Source organism: Maribellus comscasis (assembly GCF_009762775.1).
Taxonomy (GTDB): domain Bacteria; phylum Bacteroidota; class Bacteroidia; order Bacteroidales; family Prolixibacteraceae; genus Draconibacterium; species Draconibacterium comscasis.
In genome coordinates this window covers 4,897,686-4,915,122 of record NZ_CP046401.1, presented here as the reverse complement: position 1 = coordinate 4,915,122, position 17,437 = coordinate 4,897,686, and the positions used below count along the sequence as shown (strand labels likewise).

At 39.2% G+C, this 17,437-nt stretch carries 18 protein-coding genes; all 18 read right to left on the bottom strand.

From position 1 onward, the window contains the following. Positions 1–6: 6 nt before the first annotated feature. The gene (locus tag GM418_RS19605) at positions 7–1,182 is read right to left on the bottom strand and encodes a TolC family protein (RefSeq protein ID WP_158868936.1); all 1,176 of its coding nucleotides are present in this window, start codon (positions 1,180–1,182) and stop codon (positions 7–9) included. Further along, entirely contained in the window at positions 1,179–4,280 is a 3,102-nt protein-coding gene (locus GM418_RS19600) for an efflux RND transporter permease subunit (RefSeq protein WP_158868935.1), read from the bottom strand. The genes GM418_RS19605 and GM418_RS19600 overlap by 4 nt, the downstream gene beginning before the upstream one ends. Positions 4,281–4,291: 11 nt before the next feature. Beyond that, positions 4,292–5,797 carry an efflux RND transporter periplasmic adaptor subunit gene (locus GM418_RS19595; protein ID WP_158868934.1) on the bottom strand — a complete coding sequence of 502 codons (1,506 nt, stop codon included), beginning with the start codon at positions 5,795–5,797 and terminating at the stop codon, positions 4,292–4,294. A gap of 106 nt (positions 5,798–5,903) precedes the next feature. Continuing rightward, positions 5,904–6,284, bottom strand: coding sequence for a hypothetical protein (locus GM418_RS19590; RefSeq protein WP_158868933.1), 381 nt, complete (start codon positions 6,282–6,284; stop codon positions 5,904–5,906). A 213-nt stretch (positions 6,285–6,497) separates the two neighbouring features. Next, positions 6,498–6,704, bottom strand: a complete 207-nt coding sequence (locus tag GM418_RS31900) for a GDCCVxC domain-containing (seleno)protein (RefSeq protein WP_158868932.1) — start codon at positions 6,702–6,704, stop codon at positions 6,498–6,500. A 12-nt stretch (positions 6,705–6,716) separates the two neighbouring features. Further along, positions 6,717–7,607, bottom strand: coding sequence for a cation diffusion facilitator family transporter (locus GM418_RS19580; protein ID WP_158868931.1), 891 nt, complete (start codon positions 7,605–7,607; stop codon positions 6,717–6,719). A gap of 6 nt (positions 7,608–7,613) precedes the next feature. Continuing rightward, entirely contained in the window at positions 7,614–8,408 is a 795-nt protein-coding gene (locus GM418_RS19575) for a cation transporter (RefSeq protein WP_158868930.1), read from the bottom strand. A gap of 5 nt (positions 8,409–8,413) precedes the next feature. Next, positions 8,414–8,881 (bottom strand): hypothetical protein, encoded by a 468-nt coding sequence (locus GM418_RS19570; protein ID WP_158868929.1) that lies wholly within the window; start codon positions 8,879–8,881, stop codon positions 8,414–8,416. Between the two features lie 165 nt (positions 8,882–9,046). Continuing rightward, positions 9,047–9,571, bottom strand: coding sequence for a hypothetical protein (locus tag GM418_RS19565; protein WP_158868928.1), 525 nt, complete (start codon positions 9,569–9,571; stop codon positions 9,047–9,049). Between the two features lie 81 nt (positions 9,572–9,652). Next, complete coding sequence (locus tag GM418_RS19560; RefSeq protein WP_158868927.1) at positions 9,653–10,066, bottom strand: Fur family transcriptional regulator; 414 nt, start codon at positions 10,064–10,066, stop codon at positions 9,653–9,655. 119 nt (positions 10,067–10,185) lie between these two features. Continuing rightward, positions 10,186–10,815, bottom strand: coding sequence for a hypothetical protein (locus GM418_RS19555; protein WP_158868926.1), 630 nt, complete (start codon positions 10,813–10,815; stop codon positions 10,186–10,188). Positions 10,816–10,833: 18 nt separating this feature from the next. After that, complete coding sequence (locus GM418_RS19550) at positions 10,834–11,334, bottom strand: hypothetical protein (RefSeq protein WP_158868925.1); 501 nt, start codon at positions 11,332–11,334, stop codon at positions 10,834–10,836. 109 nt (positions 11,335–11,443) lie between these two features. Then, entirely contained in the window at positions 11,444–12,025 is a 582-nt protein-coding gene (locus GM418_RS19545; RefSeq protein ID WP_158868924.1) for a hypothetical protein, read from the bottom strand. A gap of 71 nt (positions 12,026–12,096) precedes the next feature. Next, on the bottom strand, positions 12,097–12,462 hold the full coding sequence (locus GM418_RS32220) for an HYC_CC_PP family protein (RefSeq protein ID WP_484502631.1): 366 nt from the start codon (positions 12,460–12,462) through the stop codon (positions 12,097–12,099). Between the two features lie 23 nt (positions 12,463–12,485). Continuing rightward, positions 12,486–13,592: a [FeFe] hydrogenase H-cluster radical SAM maturase HydE gene (hydE, locus tag GM418_RS19540; RefSeq protein ID WP_158868923.1), complete on the bottom strand. Its 1,107-nt coding sequence runs from the start codon at positions 13,590–13,592 to the stop codon at positions 12,486–12,488. Between the two features lie 51 nt (positions 13,593–13,643). Continuing rightward, complete coding sequence (locus GM418_RS19535; protein ID WP_158868922.1) at positions 13,644–15,725, bottom strand: heavy metal translocating P-type ATPase; 2,082 nt, start codon at positions 15,723–15,725, stop codon at positions 13,644–13,646. 93 nt (positions 15,726–15,818) lie between these two features. Then, positions 15,819–16,151, bottom strand: a complete 333-nt coding sequence (locus GM418_RS19530) for a P-II family nitrogen regulator (RefSeq protein ID WP_158868921.1) — start codon at positions 16,149–16,151, stop codon at positions 15,819–15,821. Between the two features lie 23 nt (positions 16,152–16,174). Continuing rightward, positions 16,175–17,437, bottom strand: coding sequence for an efflux RND transporter periplasmic adaptor subunit (locus tag GM418_RS19525; protein WP_158868920.1), 1,263 nt, complete (start codon positions 17,435–17,437; stop codon positions 16,175–16,177).

The following is a 17,437-nucleotide window of genomic DNA, read 5'->3' as shown; positions in this document are numbered from 1 at the left end:
GGTCAATTACAGGTATTGATTTAATTCAGCTATCGTAATGTTCATATCTCTTTTCAATTCAAGTAGATTATTTACACTTTCATAGTAAATGGAAAGTTCAAGAATATAATCTATTAGTGAGATTTCACCTTTGTCCAGTGCTTTTTTAAGTAACTCAGAACTATCAAAAGTTTGCAGTTTCGATTTATAATCGTTTGCATTATTCTGAAGCCCGATTGCTTTTGCATGCAAAAGTTTTAACCGATTGTAGAACTGTACTTTTTGGTCGTTTGCCGTTTTTTCCATTGCAGCGGCATTGGCCCGGGCATATTTCACTTTGTTTTTGTTTTCCCATAAAGGGATTGACAAACCAAGCGTAATGCCCTGAAATTTTTGTCCAATTACGTTTTCGCTCATATAGCCGGTTTTAAATTTAGGTAAGCTCATTGCCCGGTTCAAACCAACTTGTTTTTCGGAGGCTTCCATCTCTTTTTTTAACCAGTTTAACATCGGGTTGCTTTGTTCAGCTTGAGCACACCATTGTTCAAAATCGGCAGAGATACTTGTAGTTGGAAATTCATTTACATTAAATTTAATAGGGATGCCTCCGTTTAAGCGGGTCAACTCACCAAGCAATGCCTCTCTTTCTATGTTGAGCGATTCCAATTCCTTGTTTAAATTCAGCAAGTTTAATTGTGCTTTGTTGAATTCCAGAATATTGGCTTCCCCTGCATCCAGTTTCGTTTTATATGATTTGGCAATACTTTGTGCATGGTTGAGCCTTTTCGAAAGTTCCGATATCATCGCGTTGGTGTACACCAATTCGTAAGCGGTTAAACGAGCGTCCAGCAACAAGTCTTTTAGCTGCTTTTGGTATTCAAGTTCAACCTGTTCGTTTTTAATGTTGGAAATCTCCTTTTTATAGTTGTAGGCTGTCGGGAAATCAAATGATTGTGTGGCGCTAAAATACTTCTCATTACCAATTATATCATTCCCCCACAAATAGTCAAATTCTACTTCGGGGTTTTGCAGGTAGATATTGGTTTTATTTCCAATTTGTTCGGCTTCTGCCCTTTTTTGAAGGGCAGACAGTGTTGTGTTGTTCTTTTCAATCTCCTTAAGAACGCTTTCAATAGGGTTCTGAGAGAATAAAGATGGATTGAATACAAGAATGCTAATTATCGCTACAATTATTTTCTTCATGATTTTTTCGTTTTAATGATTCCGCGGGTGTGTAAAATGCTGTAAACTATTGGTACGATAAAAATATTCAGCAAGGTTGATGTCAATAAACCTCCCAATATTACCTGCGCCATCGGACTTTGAATTTCGTTGCCCGGTAAGTCGCCCTTCATAGCCAATGGGATTAATGCAAGGGCTGCCGTTAATGCTGTCATTAAAATAGCGTTCAAACGGTCGGATGAGCCATTTATAACGGTTTCATTTAGTGAGGTTCCCTTGGTCTGTAATCGCTGGTAATTTGAAATCAGCAGGATTCCGTTTCGGGTTGCGATACCAAACAAAGTGATAAAGCCGATAATTGCGGGAATGCTTAAAACGCCTGATGTAAAATAGATTGCAAATACACCTCCAATCAATGCCAGTGGCAGGTTGAGCAAAATGATGCCTGCAAGTTTGAAATTCCTGAATTCCTGAAACAGTAAAAGGAAAATAATTAATATAGCCAGAATCGAAGTAAACAACAAAGTTCTTGATGCTTTTGCCTCGCTTTCAAATTGTCCGCCATATTCTACCCGATACCCCTCGGGAAATTCAATATTCTTATTTACCCTCGCCTGTATATCTTCAACCACTCCACGCAAATCCCTGCCTGCCACGTTTGCGGCAATAACAACCTTGCGCTGTACATTTTCCCTGCTGATGGAACTTGGGCCGGAAACAGAAACAATTTCTGCCACCTCTTCCAATGGCACTTTTTTACCATCGTGTGTATCAATTAAAGCCGAACGTACACCTTCTATTGTTTCGGTGTAATTTTTATTCAGCCGTAATACCAAATCAAACCTTCGCTGGCCTTCATAAATATCAGCCAGTTTTTCGCTGCCAAAGGCAACATCAACAAACTCGTTGAATTGCTCAACCGTAATTCCGTAATACGCCAACATCTCGCGGTTGGCTTTAATCTGAAGTTGTGGTATCTCAATTTGCTGGTCAACATTTACGTCCACTAGGCCATCGATATCCACAATTGAACTTTTAATCTGGTTGCCAAGTGTGAACATTTTGTTTAAATCGGTGCCAAAAATCTTAATGGCAATGTTTGCCCTTGTGCCTGATAGCATGTGGTCGATACGGTGGCCGAGTGGTTGTCCCACTGTTGCGGCAATTCCCGGTATGCGGGCGACGGTCTCCCTTACATCAGCCATAAATTCCTCGCGGCTGCGTTCGTTCAAACTAAAATTTGCATCTATTTCCGCACTGTTCACCGTTTGCGAGTGTTCGTCCAATTCCCCCCGGCCTGTCCTTCTCGCGGTGCTTTCTATCTCATCAATGGTCAATAGTTCAGTTTCTACCAAATTGCCCAGACGGTTGCTTTCTTCCAACGAAGTTCCGGGTTTTGTAACTACTGAAATTACTAACGAACCTTCGTTGAACTCTGGTAAAAAGCTGCGTCCCATTGAAGAAAATACAAAAAGTGAAACAATAAATATGGCAAGTGTGGAAAGGATAAAGAGGCTTTTGTGATTCAACGACCAGGAAAGCGCTTTTTCATAATGGTATGAGAGTTTACGTGCCAACCATTTTTCTTTTTCATTTTTTGCAAGATATTTTTCGTTGGTGAGCAGCAATTTAGTTAACAGGGGAGTCAGGGTCATGGCCACTATCAGCGACACAAATAAAGAAACGATAAATGCTATACCCAGCGGTTGCAGCATCCGGCCTTCCATGCCCGAAAGAAAAAACAAAGGCAAGAATGCTACCATTATAATTAACGTCGCATTCAGGATGGATGACCTTATCTCTTTTGAAGCTTCAAACACAACCGTATACGATGATTCCCTTTCTGCCTTTGGCTTTTGTTGATTTTGCCGCAAACGCTTGTAAACATTCTCAACATCAATTATGGCATCGTCAACCAGGGAGCCAATCGCAATTGCCATACCTCCCAAACTCATTGTGTTAATGTTTAAACCCAAAGCATTGAGAACTAAAATAGCGCCAAGCAGAGACAAGGGAATGGCAAGCAGGGAAATTATTGTAGTGCGAAAACTTCCCAGAAAAAGAAAAAGAATGATAACAACAAAAAGACCTCCTTCAATTAATGCACGCTGTACGTTGTTCACTGAAGTTTCAATAAAATCGGCCTGGCGAAAAATTTTCGTATCCATGCGTATGTCTGCCGGAAGCGTTTTTTGAAGGACGGACAGGTTTTCTTCAATTCGTTCGGTAACCTCGAGCGTGTTGGTGTTGGGTTGCTTTGATATGGAAAGAATAATTGCAGGCTCTGCATTTTCAGAGGCATGCCCCATTTTTACAGCGCCCCCGATTTTCACTTCTGCAACATCGCGAACCCTTACAGGTTTCCCGTTTCTTGACTTTATATATGAATTTCCCAGAGCTTTCAAATCAGCGGTCCGGGCAATCCCGCGAACAACAAATTCGTTTCCATATTGCCTTATGGCGCTTCCCGAAGAATTATCACTAATCCCCTTACTAACATCAGCCAGTTCCATCAATGAAACATCATAATATTTCATTTTTTGAGGGTCTGCCAATATCTTGTATTGTTTGTAATCGCCTCCTATGATGGTAACCTGAGAAACCCCGCCGGTAGCCAATATCAATGGTTTTACATTCCATTCGGCAATGGTACGCAATTCCATCATGCTGGTGCTGTCGGCCTGTAAGCCCACGAAAAAAATTTCGCCCATAATGCTCGATTGCGGGGCGAGCATTGGTTGTCCAACTCCCAAAGGCATGAGAGAAGAAACAGCAATTAGCTTTTCGCTTACAATCTGGCGGGCCTTGTAGATGTCGGTACCCCAGTCGAATTCGACCCATACAAAAGAAAAACCCTGCGATGAAGCTGAACGCACCCGGCGAATCCCCGTGGCGCCGTTTACGGCTGTTTCAATAGGAAAACTGACCAAACGTTCCACTTCTTCCGAAGCCATTCCATGCGCATCGGTCATTACCACAACCGTTGGTGCGGTAAGGTCGGGAAATACGTCCACATCCATGTTTGTGGCAGTCCTCACCCCGAAAACCACCAAAACAACAGAAGCAAGTATTACCAAATACTTATTGTTAAGTGAGAATTTTATAATATTATTTAACATAGCCGTATTGTTTAATGATTGTGACCTGATTCAGCGTCTAAAGTACCTGTAGCCTGTGCAAGTTTTACCAGAACTGCACCTGTTGTTACAATTCGTTCGTCTTTAGAAAGCCCTTGCAGTATTTCAGTTTTTAATCCATCTGTTGGTCCTGTTTTTACTTCTCTTTTTTCAAAAAGCTCGGGTGTAATTTGTACAAAAACAAAATAATTTCCCTGCTCTTCCAGTAAGGCAGAATTTGGGATTGTAAGTGCTTGGGCATTGGTAAGTGTTTTCAGGAATAACTCCACAAAACCACCCGGTACGAAAGTGCCTTTATTGTCAATCTGCAGACTCATTGGGATTAAATAATTATCGCTGTTGGTATTTCTGCCAACCGATACGATTTTGCCGTTTAATTCTTCCAATGTATAGGTCTGATTATCATGAAGCGTGTGAATGTTCGCCGAATTAACCGAGCCTATAATTGGTGCGAATTTCCGTTGTACTTCTGTCCGCAGCAATAAGCTTTTATTTTGTGAGATAAGCACAATGGGTTGTCCGGCTTCTACATATTGACCGTTTTGCACAAAAATCTGTTTTACGTAGCCGTTCATTGTGCTGGCCACATTTTGTCCCGTTGGATTAAAGTTTTGTTTCAGGTTGTCATAAATTACCTTCGCATTCTCATATTGATTTTTCGCGTTGAGCAGCTCTTTTTCTGAAACAATTTTGTCTTTTGCCAATTCTGCCAACCTTTCATAATCAGCTCTGGCTTTTTCGTAATTGTTTTGAGCTTCTGAAAAACGGGTAGCAGAATTATTAGTAGCCAATCCACTTCCCAATATTGAAAACAGAACCTGTCCATTCGATACAGGTTTCCCTTCCAATATATTGTTGGCAGAAAGTTTTACAACCCCGTTTGTTTTGGCAGAAATAAGTGCCTCGTCACCCAGGGCCGATTCAACCCGGGCCGTGGTTCGAATAACCTGACCAAATGGTTCTGTTTTCGGTTGAGCCGTTGCAAAATCAATCTTCCACGATTGCTCTTTGGTAAATACGGTTGCATTGGTTTCTGAAACAACAATATCATCTGCCGCATGAATGGCATCATGGTCATCGGCAAAAACCTCTACTTCGGGAACTGTTAATTGAAAGTTTCCTTTTTCTGCTTCAATGTCAAAAACCAATTGGCCTTTTCCTGCAGTTTCAGGTTTTAATACAAATTTGTAAATACCTTTTCGTGTTGGTTTCTCCAATGTTTGACTTGTTTCTTTGCCATTTACAAACAGGCGGATGGTCATGCTTCCACTTTCCAATGCTTTAAAACTTGGTAAATGAGAAAAATGCGACAAAATTTCAGAGGATTGCCCAACCACAAACGGGTCGGCTTCGGAAAAAAGTTCAAATTCGTTGCTGTAAGCAGTTAGCTGGATTTTAACCTCGTCATGATGCGATTCTTCGGTTTCATGGTTAGGGTTGGTATTGCAACCTGCTAAAAATATTGCAAGCGCAGCAAATAAAAATATGTTGAAATTCATTATGAAACTTGTTTAAATTTTAAAAATAATGATTGATTGAATGAATGCATATATATTCCTAAGCGATAAATCAATTACCGCAAGCATTCACTGAAAAACTTAAAATTTAAACAATAGAAGGAGGTCCCCGTAAACCATTGGCTTCGGGGTTAAAGAGGGAAGAAATTAGAAATGTCTTGTTCTCGTAATTGTTATTTGCAAAGTCAGGTGGTTCAGAAAAATCATTCCAAAAAACAACTGTCACCACAAATAATGTAGTGATTTTATTTAATGGATTTGATTCATTAAGGTTTATTCTTGCATAAACTAAATCACTGGTTGCCGAAATATGATGGTGAAGCGGAAAGGGATGATTGTGTTCATCATCCGGATTCCTTTCGTCACTTTTTTCATCAGGTGACTCAGCTGCAATTTGGTTACTAAACAACCCATCTGCCACATCATCATGATGATGATGGAGAATCACCTCATGACTTAGGACTACCAAAAATGATAGCAAGAGCGATATGGCATATATTTTATTTTTCACGGGTGCAAAAATATGAATTAAAATATTTTAGACAAAACAACCTTAAAACAACGATGCTGCAAATTAGTTTATTGTGGGTCGGCAGAATTGTACTCTTTGGCAAAGCCAGGATAAAGAATTGTTTTGTACGGTTTAGGTAATAGGTTCTCAAAAAGAATGTAAAATAAGAGTTTAGCAGCACTTATTTACCTGTTGTACCGAAGGGCACTTCACCGAACCATAAGAACAATACACACAGCAATCGCCCTGCTTTGGTTTTAAAACGGTGTGGCAGTTATCACATTCATAAAAGAATTGGCAGGAATCTTCCGGCATGGTTTCCTCTTTTTGAAAGCCACAGTTTGGACAGGTTATTATTGATTGGATTTGGATACTCATTTTGATGAAGTTTTAACAATCAGTTTTACATTCTTTTTCAATCTTTTCATTTTCTATTTGAAATGTTGTGTGACCTATTCCGAATTTGTGTTTGAGTTTCTCCTGTAATGCAGAAATAAATTCATCACTAAACCCTTTCGGCATTATCAGGTGAGCGGTTAAAGCTATTTGGGTGGTACTCATTGCCCAAACGTGTAAATCGTGAATATCGTTAACTCCATTTTGGGATAAAAGAAAGTTGCGTACTTTATCAAGTTTTATTTGTTTGGGTACTGCATCCAGCGCTAAATCAATGGAATCAGTAAACAACCGCCATGTACCCCAAAGAATAACCAGAATAATGATAAAACTCATTACCGGGTCAATCCATTGAATTCCGGTGAGGTTAATCAATAGCCCGGCAGCTACTACACCTAACGACACCCCGGCATCGGCAGCCATGTGCAGGAATGCCCCTTTGATGTTCAAGTCATCTTTTTGGCCTTTCATAAACAACAATGCCGTAATGGTATTGATTACTACGCCTATCCCCGCAACAATCATTACCTGCGTACCTGCCACAGGCTCGGGATTTTTGAATTTCCCTACAGCGTCCCAGCCAATTGCTATTACTGCCCCAAAAAGCAATAGCGCATTTAGTATCGAAACAAGGATGGTTGTTTTTCGAAGACCGTATGTGTACTTCCCTTTGGGTTTTATGGAAGCGAGCCTGATTGCTGCCCAGGCAAAAATCAAACTCAGTACGTCGCTGGCGTTATGACCTGCATCGGCTAATAGCGCTGATGAGTTGGCTACCAGACCGTAAAATATTTCAACAGCAACAAAGGCGATGTTTAAACCAATGCCAATGGCAAAAGCTTTTCCGTAACTTTTTTGGGTAGTATGTTCATGTGAGTGTGCCATAATGTTTTATTTCCCCAATTTCAATATCCTGAAAGCCCCCCTTACCACGATTAAAAATACAATTGCCCCAATGATTAAATCGGGATATTTTGATTGGGTCAACAATACCAAAATACCCGCAAGGATAACGCCCGCATTGATAATTATATCGTTTGATGTGAAAATCATGCTGGCTTTCATGTGGGCTTCTTTGCTCTTTGACTTTTGCAACAGATAGAGGCAAACTGAATTGGCAACCAATGCCAGTATTGATACAATAATCATGGTTTGAAAATCCGGCACTTCTTCAAAACTGATAAACCTGCGTATTACCTCTGAAAGGCCCAGCAGGGCTAATGTCAGTTGAAAATAGCCGCTAAGTCTGGCTACTTTTTTCTTTCGGATTACTGTTGAACCAACCGCCCAAAGGCTAAGGCCATATACCAAAGCGTCTGCCAGCATATCCAATGAATCGGCAACCAAACCCATGGATTTTGAAATAAAACCAGTAGTGATTTCAATGATAAAAAAAGCGAAATTGATAATTAGAACTGTCCAAAGCAGTTTCGATTGTACTGATGAATCGTCCTTTAGTTCATCTTTTTGGGCAACAATTGTTTCTTGGAGTTTAGCGCCTAAATTGAGTTCTTTCAGGTATTTTTCGATTTCCTCATTTTCTTCGGAATGAAATACAGTGAGCTTCCGGTTTTCAATATCGAACACCAAACTTTTAATTGCGGAAAGCCCTTCCAGTTTCATCCTGATAAGGGATTCTTCGGAGGGGCAGTCCATTTTGCTGATGGTAAATACAGATTTGAACATGTGAACTATTCTTTATGCAAAACCACATTTAGCGGGATAAAAGCGCCCACCTTCAAGCCCCAGTCAATATTATCAACAGGGGTAAACAAAAATACAAACGCATTTCCCACGTTCCCTAATTTGAAATTGGGCCCGGTCTGTACGATGAATTTATTTTCATCTATCATATACTCTTCCGCCAAAACCCACGATACCGGGATTTTTTTGTCGAACCCTACAAACCAGTATTCGTTGAAATTGTAAATGGCGTTGGCAAAGGGCGTGTATCCCACCGACAAATAGGTTTTATTATTGAACATGGCGCCCAATTCGGCATGGATACGGGTTATTTCCTTTTTGTTACCATCAAAATCGTACATCACAAAAGGGTTAACACGTACCCCTGTGATTACTTTTAACCGCTCGCCTTCCTGGGCATTCGCTGTGAATACCCAGAAAAGTACGAAGGTTACTAACAACAATTGTTTTTTCATTTTCAATTATTTTTGAACTACTTTAGGTAAAAATGTAAGCAGTATTACACGTTTTGAATTACCTTTTCAATAGTTTCATCGAAACCGTACTCTGTTGTTTTTTCAATGTAATACTTCATGATAATATATTTTTTACCGCTTATTTTTAAAAGTCGGAACTGGTGTTTACCAACAATTGCTGCGGCGCGACATCATCATTTGCCTGCGTGATTTCATGTCCATATTACCGGCATACCAGCAGTTTTCCGACATATCCCACCAATTGTAATTGTTGTTGTTAAAGTAGGTAAGCTGCTTTTCAGTAAGAAGTTTTTTTACCTGAACTTTTGTCTCCAGGTTGATATCCTCAATTTTTTCTTCCTTATCGCGGATAGTGCTTCTCAATGATTTCACCTTTTTTACATCCAGCTCGGGATTTGAGTTTGCTGCCTGATATTCTATTCTTAAACTGCGAAGCTCGTTTTCAATCGGCAGCTTTTTCTCGTAACTGTTTTTACGTAGCTCATTAATTTCCGTAATTTGTTCGGCTGTTAACGCATATTCTGCCGGGGTGTTGTAATTCCACCATTGGGCATCTGCGTTAGCCGACCAGTTTGAGTTACAGCAATGGTGCTGTGCCATTGCCTGCGATGCAGAAAAGACAATCAATCCTGCAAGTAAAAAAGCCATTTTAAATTTTCCAGTTTTCATAATTAATAATTTTTAATGTTATACATTCTAATAATTTCAACATCAAAATTACCAATAAGTTAGTGCAACACTATTGCAAAGTTAATCGCAGCGCGGGCACACCCCGTTAATGATGAATTGCGCATTATCATAGGTATATCCTTCAGGAAGTTTAATGTTGGGAATTGGAAGTTCTTTCATACAACGTGTCCTGCCACAACGCGTACAATAAAAATGAACGTGCAGGTCATGTATATTACAGGTACATTCATCATCGCAAACGGCATATTTAACCGAGCCTGAACCATCATCAACAGGGTGGACAATGAAATTTTCCTCGAATGATTTAAGCGCCCTGAAAATAGTTGAACGCTCCACTTTTTCAAACCGCTGTTCCAAATCCGCCAGGCTCAGCGCTTTCCCTGAATCTGCAAGTGTTTTGTAAACCAGGGTGCGCATGGCTGTTGGCTTCACGTTTTTCGATTCAAGTTTTTTGTCGATTTCATTATTTTCCATTCCTGCAAATATTTATGAGACAAATATTATTCATTGCTTTCGATATCCCAAATTTACATAGAATTTGAAACAAACAGCAAAAGATGAACAGGAACAACCGCAGGTCAAGACAAACTTTATTATTTGACTCCTTCAAATACTTTCAAATAATTTGAACTGTTCTCGATTGAAAATTTGTAAATACACGAATTCATATTTGGATTAAATCCCCCAAAATGATTATCATTTTGATTGTGTTGGGTATTCATGTGATTGGTCCAGGCGTTCCATTGGTCAGTTCCTGCCCAATTGCTGTTGCCCCACCCTTGATTCATGTTACCCCAGCAATTGCCATCGTTCATCCAGGCATTATTTTCCCAACCGGATTGGCGGTTTGTGCAAAAATCGTAATTATTCCTGTTGTGTCCATATTCATTGTAAAATTCTTGTCCGGTATGACACACCATAATGCTGTCATAGTTTTGGTATAGTTGCATTATAAAGGTTGAATCGAAATTATTGGACAAACAATGCATACTAACTAAGCTATCGTTTATTAGTGTTACTTTTAGTGTTGCCGGACTGGATTGATTAGTGGCTGTACTCTTTAGAGTGCCTGTGTATTTTCCGATGACACTGGAGGCTAATGTATTGGGCAAGGGTGCTTCTTCTTCCTTATTACATGAATAAAATAGAAATCCAATTACTGCTGCCATTAAAAAAATGACTTTTATATTTTTCATACCTGTATTTAATTTATTTCGTTTCATTTTTTAATCCTCCATTTTTTATTCCAATATAAAACCTGCATTTTTAACTTTTGCCTCCAATTCGCTATACGCAATTTGTTTGGGATTGTATTCAATTAGTACCTGGTTCGATTTACGATATAACTTAAAATCTTCAACACCTTTAATTCCGTTTAACAAAGTCGTCAATTTCTCGTTATCACCTTCTTTATGCTCAACAAAACAGATTACGGTTTTTCTTTCATCAATTTTAATTGTAGTGATTTTATTATTTTCATTGAGTTCAGCTTCTAAATAGAGGGCAAAAGGCAAATCTGTCAATTTTGTTTCCTTTCCGTTGTATGTTACTCTCATGCTTTTGTCTATCTGTACCGGCATGCAAGCCTGTGTTCCTAAAACACATATTACAATTCCATCGTCACCTAATTTTTCACCACCGACTGTTCCAATAATTTTTTCTGTTTCCTGCGCATAGATGTTCGCAATTGATACACCAAAAATCAGAACTGTTGCTTTGATTACATTTAATATCTTGTTCATTTTGAATTTTTTAAATTTTAAACTTTTGTATGAAAATTTCTGTTTGATTTAGCTTTTTTGAAAGCGGGCAAGTTGCCTTGCCTGCCTTCAAAAAAAAGCATCTAAACTATTACAATCCTTTGCTATTCAGAAAGGAGTTGATTTTATATGAACCACTTGATTGATTATATGCGTGTAGCGCTGAATTTGAACTAAATAACAATTCCATTTCAGAATAAAGTGGGTCGTTAGCTGGGATAACATCCTTGAGATTGTTAAATGTCAGGCTTTTAATTTCCCCACTTCCATCCTTGCTGAAATAGTATTTTGTTCTTTTTTTTGTGCCTGTAAATGGGGAATGAGATACTACTTCTTCTCTGGTGTAAATCCATAAACCGCTTTTATCTGCTAAAGTCAGGCGGTCATTATTCAGAAAACGGAAGAATTCCTCATTACAAAGTTGATAACCAAATATTTCGGTTTTCTTCAAATCAGTTTTCTCACCATTTTTAATTACTGTTACGTAATCTTTTTTGAAAAAATTGTTTGGTTTTATTTTTCCGTCTTTTGTTGCACAGTTAATTGAAACTTCCATTTTGCCATTTGTGTAATCTTCATAGGTTTTGTAAACCCCACATTTTTGTGCGCTTACAGTTAGCCCCATTACAGCAAAAAATGCTGCTATTATTATTTTAAAATTATATGTTTTCATATTGATAATATTTAATTGAAACCTAAATTGTTATTTTAATATTTTGCTTTTGGGAGGAATTAAATACTATCTCAGCACAAAAACACCTGTAGTTGTGCCCTGTTTAAAGCAAACTTAGGTGTTGAAAATGTATTTAAATGGTTATGAATTTTTTGTCGGTTTATATTTAAGATGAAATTCTCATTACCACATGTTAAAAATGGGCAGTTAATGATTGGCTTTACTTTATTGCTAATTTTTTTTGAGGCATTAAAAAAGGTATCGACTATTTTAAATGAAATAACCTTTGTATGGCAACCGGAACAAGGAGTATCACAACATTTTTCAGAGGTTTTATCAAAATAAATTGAAAGTAGTTTGCTGTTACAAAAGTTCTCCTGTATGGTCACCCCTGTGATAGTTAAGGTGAAAAACACGGCAAATGTAATATGAATCATTTTTTTTAACATGCGAAAATTCATTATATTAAAATTTCATTTCTCCGATTCATTCTATGTAAATAATGCTTAGCGTCACCTGCTTCTCCAAAAGCAACTTTGCCATTTGCCAGGTTTATTCTGGCTACCGTACAACTTTGACATTCAACCGGGCTTTCGGCAATACAGGGTTTATTATCATATAAATTGTAATTTTTCCGGTATGATTGCGGGGTTATATTCGGCATAAAAACATTTGCCGCTATCTGAATGGCTTTTTCCCTGCCTAATTTATCTATGGATTGCAGTGCGGTTGATGCGGCAATATTTATGTCTTTCATCATAATCCTTATTATTGCCAACACTTTTAAAGTTAGCTCAAATCGGGCGTTCAAAGGCATTAATGTATTACGTTGTTCAAAGAGAGGTGTTTCTTTGTGTTCAATATAGGGTCCAATACCACACATATCGATATCAATAGCTTTCATAAACAGAATATCATCTGCAATATGGCTTATGGTTTGCCCGGGTAACCCAACCATAATCCCCGTGCCAACCTGGTAACCTGTTTTTTTTATTACCCGGAGAGATTCTATTCGTTTTTCAAAAATATGTAAAAAATCATGCGGGTGAATTTTATTATACAGTTCTTTATTTGAGGTTTCAATCCTAAGCAAATATCGGTTTGCGCCACTTTCGAACCATCTTGAATAGGTTGATTCATTTTGTTCTCCACAGGACAGGGTAATTCCAAAGTTGTTACCTGTAATCTTACGGATTTGTTTGAGCAATCTATCTACACGGTTTTCAAACTCCCTGGATTTAACTTCACCCGACTGCAATACAATTGAACCATAATGCTCATCAAAAGCGAATTGAGCTGCCTGGATTATTTCCCGGTCTGATAAAGAATATCTTTGAACGTTCTTATTGCTTTTTCCTATCCCACAATAAAAACAGTCTTTGGCACACAAATTCGAAAATTCAATCAATCCTCTTAAATAGACTTTATCTCCTATTTGACCTGATTTTACTTCTTTCGCCTTTTGATATAAAAATTTTGTTTCGGATTGATTTGCATATAATAGTTCAATTATATCATCTTTAGAGAAATCATTGTTTTGTAATATGTTTTTTATGGAAGTGTTCATCTTTAATAGCTTGATATCAATTGAAAGTACGCTTATTCGTTTAATTTCCAGTTAATTTCTCATCACTCTCATGGCATTGAAAACAGCAATCAAAGCAACGCCCATATCGCCAAAAACGGCTTCCCACATGGTGGCAATCCCGAAAATACCCAATACAATAAAGGCTGCTTTAACCCCCAGGGCAAAAATGATATTTTGCCACACGATATTTCTGGTTTTCCTGGCAACATCCATTGCAACAGCAACTTTTGAAGGTGAATCGGTCATCAATACCACATCGGCGGTTTCGATAGCCGCATCGGAACCAAGCGCGCCCATGGCAATTCCCACATCGGCACGGGCAAGTACAGGGGCATCGTTTATGCCATCGCCCACAAAAGCTACTTTGCTGTTTTTATTCAGCATTTTTTCGATATGCTCAACTTTGTTTTCAGGTAACAGTTCGGCATAATATTCTTTAATGCCAAGTTTCCTGGCGAAAATACCTGCGGCATACTTGCTGTCGCCCGTGAGCATTACCGTTTTAATACTTTTTTTGTTTAAACGTCCGATGGCTTCAATGGAATCCTCTTTCAAACTATCTGATATAACAATATAGCCAGCGTACTTCCTGTCAACCACAACATGCACAACCGTTCCTTCAATTTCACATTTGTCATGCGCTATATTTTCTTTATGAAGGAGCTTGTCATTGCCAACAAATATTTCTTTGTTATCGATATATACTTTAACGCCATGCCCGGATATTTCTTCCACTTTCCCGATTCTTGAATTGTTAATTTCCTTCTTATAGAATTCAATTATGGATTTTGCAATCGGATGATTGGAATTATATTCGGCATACGCCGCGTATTCTGATATTTCTTCTTTTGCAAAGCCATTTGAGGTAACTATTTCTGTTACTTTGAATTCGCCTCTTGTAAGTGTGCCTGTTTTATCAAACACCACAGTTTTAACCTGGGTAAGTGCATCTAAAAAGTTAGAACCCTTCACTAAAATGCCCCTGCGGGAAGCGCCGCCTATTCCTCCGAAATATCCAAGCGGAATACTGATTACCAGTGCGCAGGGACATGAAATGACCAGAACGACCAGCGCCCGGTAAATCCATTCGCTGAAGGTAGCACTGCTTATTAAAAACGGAGGTACAACAGCAATCAAAAGAGCGCCAAAAACCACTACGGGCGTATAATATTTAGCAAATGTGGTGATGAACTTTTCGGTTTCCGCTTTTTTGGATGTGGCGTTTTCAACCATCTCAAGAATTTTTGAAATAGAAGAATCCTCAAAAAGCCTGGAGACTTTGACAGTAATTAAACCGGATTGATTTATCATGCCCGCTAATACCTCATCGTTTGGATTTATTTTTCGCGGGACACTTTCACCTGTAAGCGCTGAAGTATCAACAAATGAATTCCCCTCAATTACCAATCCATCCAACGGAACTTTTTCACCAGCCCTAACTATTATTTCGTCTCCAAGATTCACATCCTCCGGTGAAACCTTTATTATATCCCCACCGTCTTTCAGATTGGCATAATCAGGTTTAATTTCAAGAAGCGATTTTATTGAACTGCGGGAACGGTCAACTGCAATATCCTGGAACAGTTCCCCAACAACATAAAACAACATAACAGCAACGGCTTCGGGCATTTCATGTATTGCGAAAGCGCCCAGGGTTGCAACCGACATTAAAAATTGCTCGTTAAAAACCTGTCCCCGGATGATGTTTTTAACAGCCGATGCAAGAACATTCCAGCCTACAATGAGGTAGCCCGTCACGAATACAGCATATTCGGCAATGTGAAAAGGCGTATCGTGGAGCACCTCTTCAAAAATCAGTCCTGCTGCCAGGAGAAGGATACCTGAAATTGCTTTAATAATTGTCCATTTGTTTTCAGCAAGTTCACTTGACGAAACAATTGTTTTTTTATCATTATTATCTTCAATTTCAACTTCCGGTTCTATCTCTTTTATTTTGCTTTTTACTTTTTCCAGGTCATCAGTATCTATTGTCATTGAAGCAGTGGCAAAATTAACGCTCACAAATTTTACTACTTCCAGTTTGCTGACGCCTTCTTCAACCTTAGCTGCACAGGAAGCGCAGTCAAGATTCTTCAATTTATATTTTTTCATACCATTGATTTTACAAGTTTTGCCAGAAGAACGATAAGTTGTAAAACAGCAGGTCACTATTCATTTCATAACAACCCGCTGTTCACCCGGCGGTTATTCTTCGCCGTTCTTTAATCCCGTTTTCACCCGGTACACTTTTTCAACATCAGAAACATAGATAAACCCATCGCCCGGATTTAGTGTACAGCCATACTCGCAGATTATTTTCACAATAGCATCAACTTTTTCTTTTTTTGCAACAAGTTCAAGCTTTGCTATTTCACTATCGGTTATTGAGAACTTTTGCGATACAAAAGCTTCTTCATCCTGAAATTTCCCTGTTCCTTCAGCCATTGAAATGGTCATGTTCTCAAACCCTGCATCTTTTAAATGGTGAACAATGTCGTTCACTTTGTTGGGCCTTATAAATGCTTTTATTTCTTTCATATCTAATCTTTTTTAAAAGTTTATTAATCGTCATCACCTGCTTCGTCTTTTTTCAAATCAGACAAAAGGTAGTAAGCTGCGTTCATTACAATCTGTGTATCATCGGGCAGGGGATTGAGCAATTTTATTTCGGTGTATCCCTCATCCTGTAAGCCGGTTATTACTTCCACCATCCGGAAGGCCATTACTTCATGGTTTTCACCTTCTTGCGTTTCTCCGGAATGTTCGCCGTGTTCTTCATCGCTTTCACCAGCATGGTTTTCCTCATGACCGTGTTCCGCTTCGGTGGCTTGTTCATCCAGCACGAAAATATAAGATTTGGTTCCTTCGGAAACAATGGCGTCATTGGGCAGCGTGCGGGTATAATTTTCATCGGTATGGATGTGGCCTGAAATGTACATGCCCGGAATAAGGCCCGGTACGGATTCATCCAGCCTGGCATGCACGTGCACGGCCCTGGCGTTGGCTTCAAATTCCTGGCCGATGGCAAAAATCGTTGCCGTGAGTTCCTTGTCGGGAATATTGGCCGCGGTAAAATGTACCTTTTGTCCTTTTTCCAGTAAATGCACATCATTTTCATACACCATAAAATCAGCATGGATTTCGCTGTTGTCGGTAATTTCAAATAGCATGTCCTGTGCCCCGGCATAGGTACCCATTTTCACGTTTATTTCATTCACGTACCCGTTGATGGGTGAAACAATGGGAACGCTGTTGGAAATCGTTCCCTCTTTAACTTTTTCGGGCGAGAGGTGCAGGAGTTGCAAGCGGGCTTTCAATCCCTGGTACTTTGCCTTGGCCGAATTATATTCCGACTTTACCTGTTGGAACTCCCTGCCTGCACCTACGTTGTTCTCGAAGAGTTCTTTCTGGCGTTCATACTCCATTTCCAGGTATTCGAGCCGGCTGGCTAATTCGGCAAAATCTTCCTGTAGTTTGATATAATCAGGGTGTTCGAGAATGGCGAGGGTTTGTCCCCTACGCACCATGTCGCCATGGAAAACTCTGATATCCCGCACATTTCCCCCGATTACTGCCGTAACTTCTGCCGAGCTTGCGGGCGGCACCTGCATCTCACCGTTTGTTTTTACCATGGTGGTGAGGTTTCGCATTTGGAAAGTCCCCAGTTCTAAATCCAGGGCTTCGCGTTGCTGTGGGTTAAGAAATACCACGCCTTCGGGACCCTCGTGTTCCTCCTGTTCCCCGGTTTCACTGTTTTTTTTGTTGTTGTTGCACGACATGAGTGTAACTACTGCAAGAAGTGCTATGATTATTTTTGATTTCAT

Excerpts from the sequence above, each read along its gene's own strand:
- GM418_RS19605 (WP_158868936.1), bottom strand. The coding sequence starts at position 1,182 with ATGAAGAAAATAATTGTAGCGATAATTAGCATTCTTGTATTCAATCCA.
- GM418_RS19600 (WP_158868935.1), bottom strand. The coding sequence starts at position 4,280 with ATGTTAAATAATATTATAAAATTCTCACTTAACAATAAGTATTTGGTA.
- GM418_RS19595 (WP_158868934.1), bottom strand. The coding sequence starts at position 5,797 with ATGAATTTCAACATATTTTTATTTGCTGCGCTTGCAATATTTTTAGCA.
- GM418_RS31900 (WP_158868932.1), bottom strand. The coding sequence starts at position 6,704 with ATGAGTATCCAAATCCAATCAATAATAACCTGTCCAAACTGTGGCTTT.
- GM418_RS19580 (WP_158868931.1), bottom strand. The coding sequence starts at position 7,607 with ATGGCACACTCACATGAACATACTACCCAAAAAAGTTACGGAAAAGCT.
- GM418_RS19575 (WP_158868930.1), bottom strand. The coding sequence starts at position 8,408 with ATGTTCAAATCTGTATTTACCATCAGCAAAATGGACTGCCCCTCCGAA.
- GM418_RS19570 (WP_158868929.1), bottom strand. The coding sequence starts at position 8,881 with ATGAAAAAACAATTGTTGTTAGTAACCTTCGTACTTTTCTGGGTATTC.
- GM418_RS19565 (WP_158868928.1), bottom strand. The coding sequence starts at position 9,571 with ATGAAAACTGGAAAATTTAAAATGGCTTTTTTACTTGCAGGATTGATT.
- GM418_RS19560 (WP_158868927.1), bottom strand. The coding sequence starts at position 10,066 with ATGGAAAATAATGAAATCGACAAAAAACTTGAATCGAAAAACGTGAAG.
- GM418_RS19555 (WP_158868926.1), bottom strand. The coding sequence starts at position 10,815 with ATGAAACGAAATAAATTAAATACAGGTATGAAAAATATAAAAGTCATT.
- GM418_RS19550 (WP_158868925.1), bottom strand. The coding sequence starts at position 11,334 with ATGAACAAGATATTAAATGTAATCAAAGCAACAGTTCTGATTTTTGGT.
- GM418_RS19545 (WP_158868924.1), bottom strand. The coding sequence starts at position 12,025 with ATGAAAACATATAATTTTAAAATAATAATAGCAGCATTTTTTGCTGTA.
- GM418_RS32220 (WP_484502631.1), bottom strand. The coding sequence starts at position 12,462 with ATGATTCATATTACATTTGCCGTGTTTTTCACCTTAACTATCACAGGG.
- hydE (WP_158868923.1), bottom strand. The coding sequence starts at position 13,592 with ATGAACACTTCCATAAAAAACATATTACAAAACAATGATTTCTCTAAA.
- GM418_RS19535 (WP_158868922.1), bottom strand. The coding sequence starts at position 15,725 with ATGAAAAAATATAAATTGAAGAATCTTGACTGCGCTTCCTGTGCAGCT.
- GM418_RS19530 (WP_158868921.1), bottom strand. The coding sequence starts at position 16,151 with ATGAAAGAAATAAAAGCATTTATAAGGCCCAACAAAGTGAACGACATT.
- GM418_RS19525 (WP_158868920.1), bottom strand. The coding sequence starts at position 17,437 with ATGAAATCAAAAATAATCATAGCACTTCTTGCAGTAGTTACACTCATG.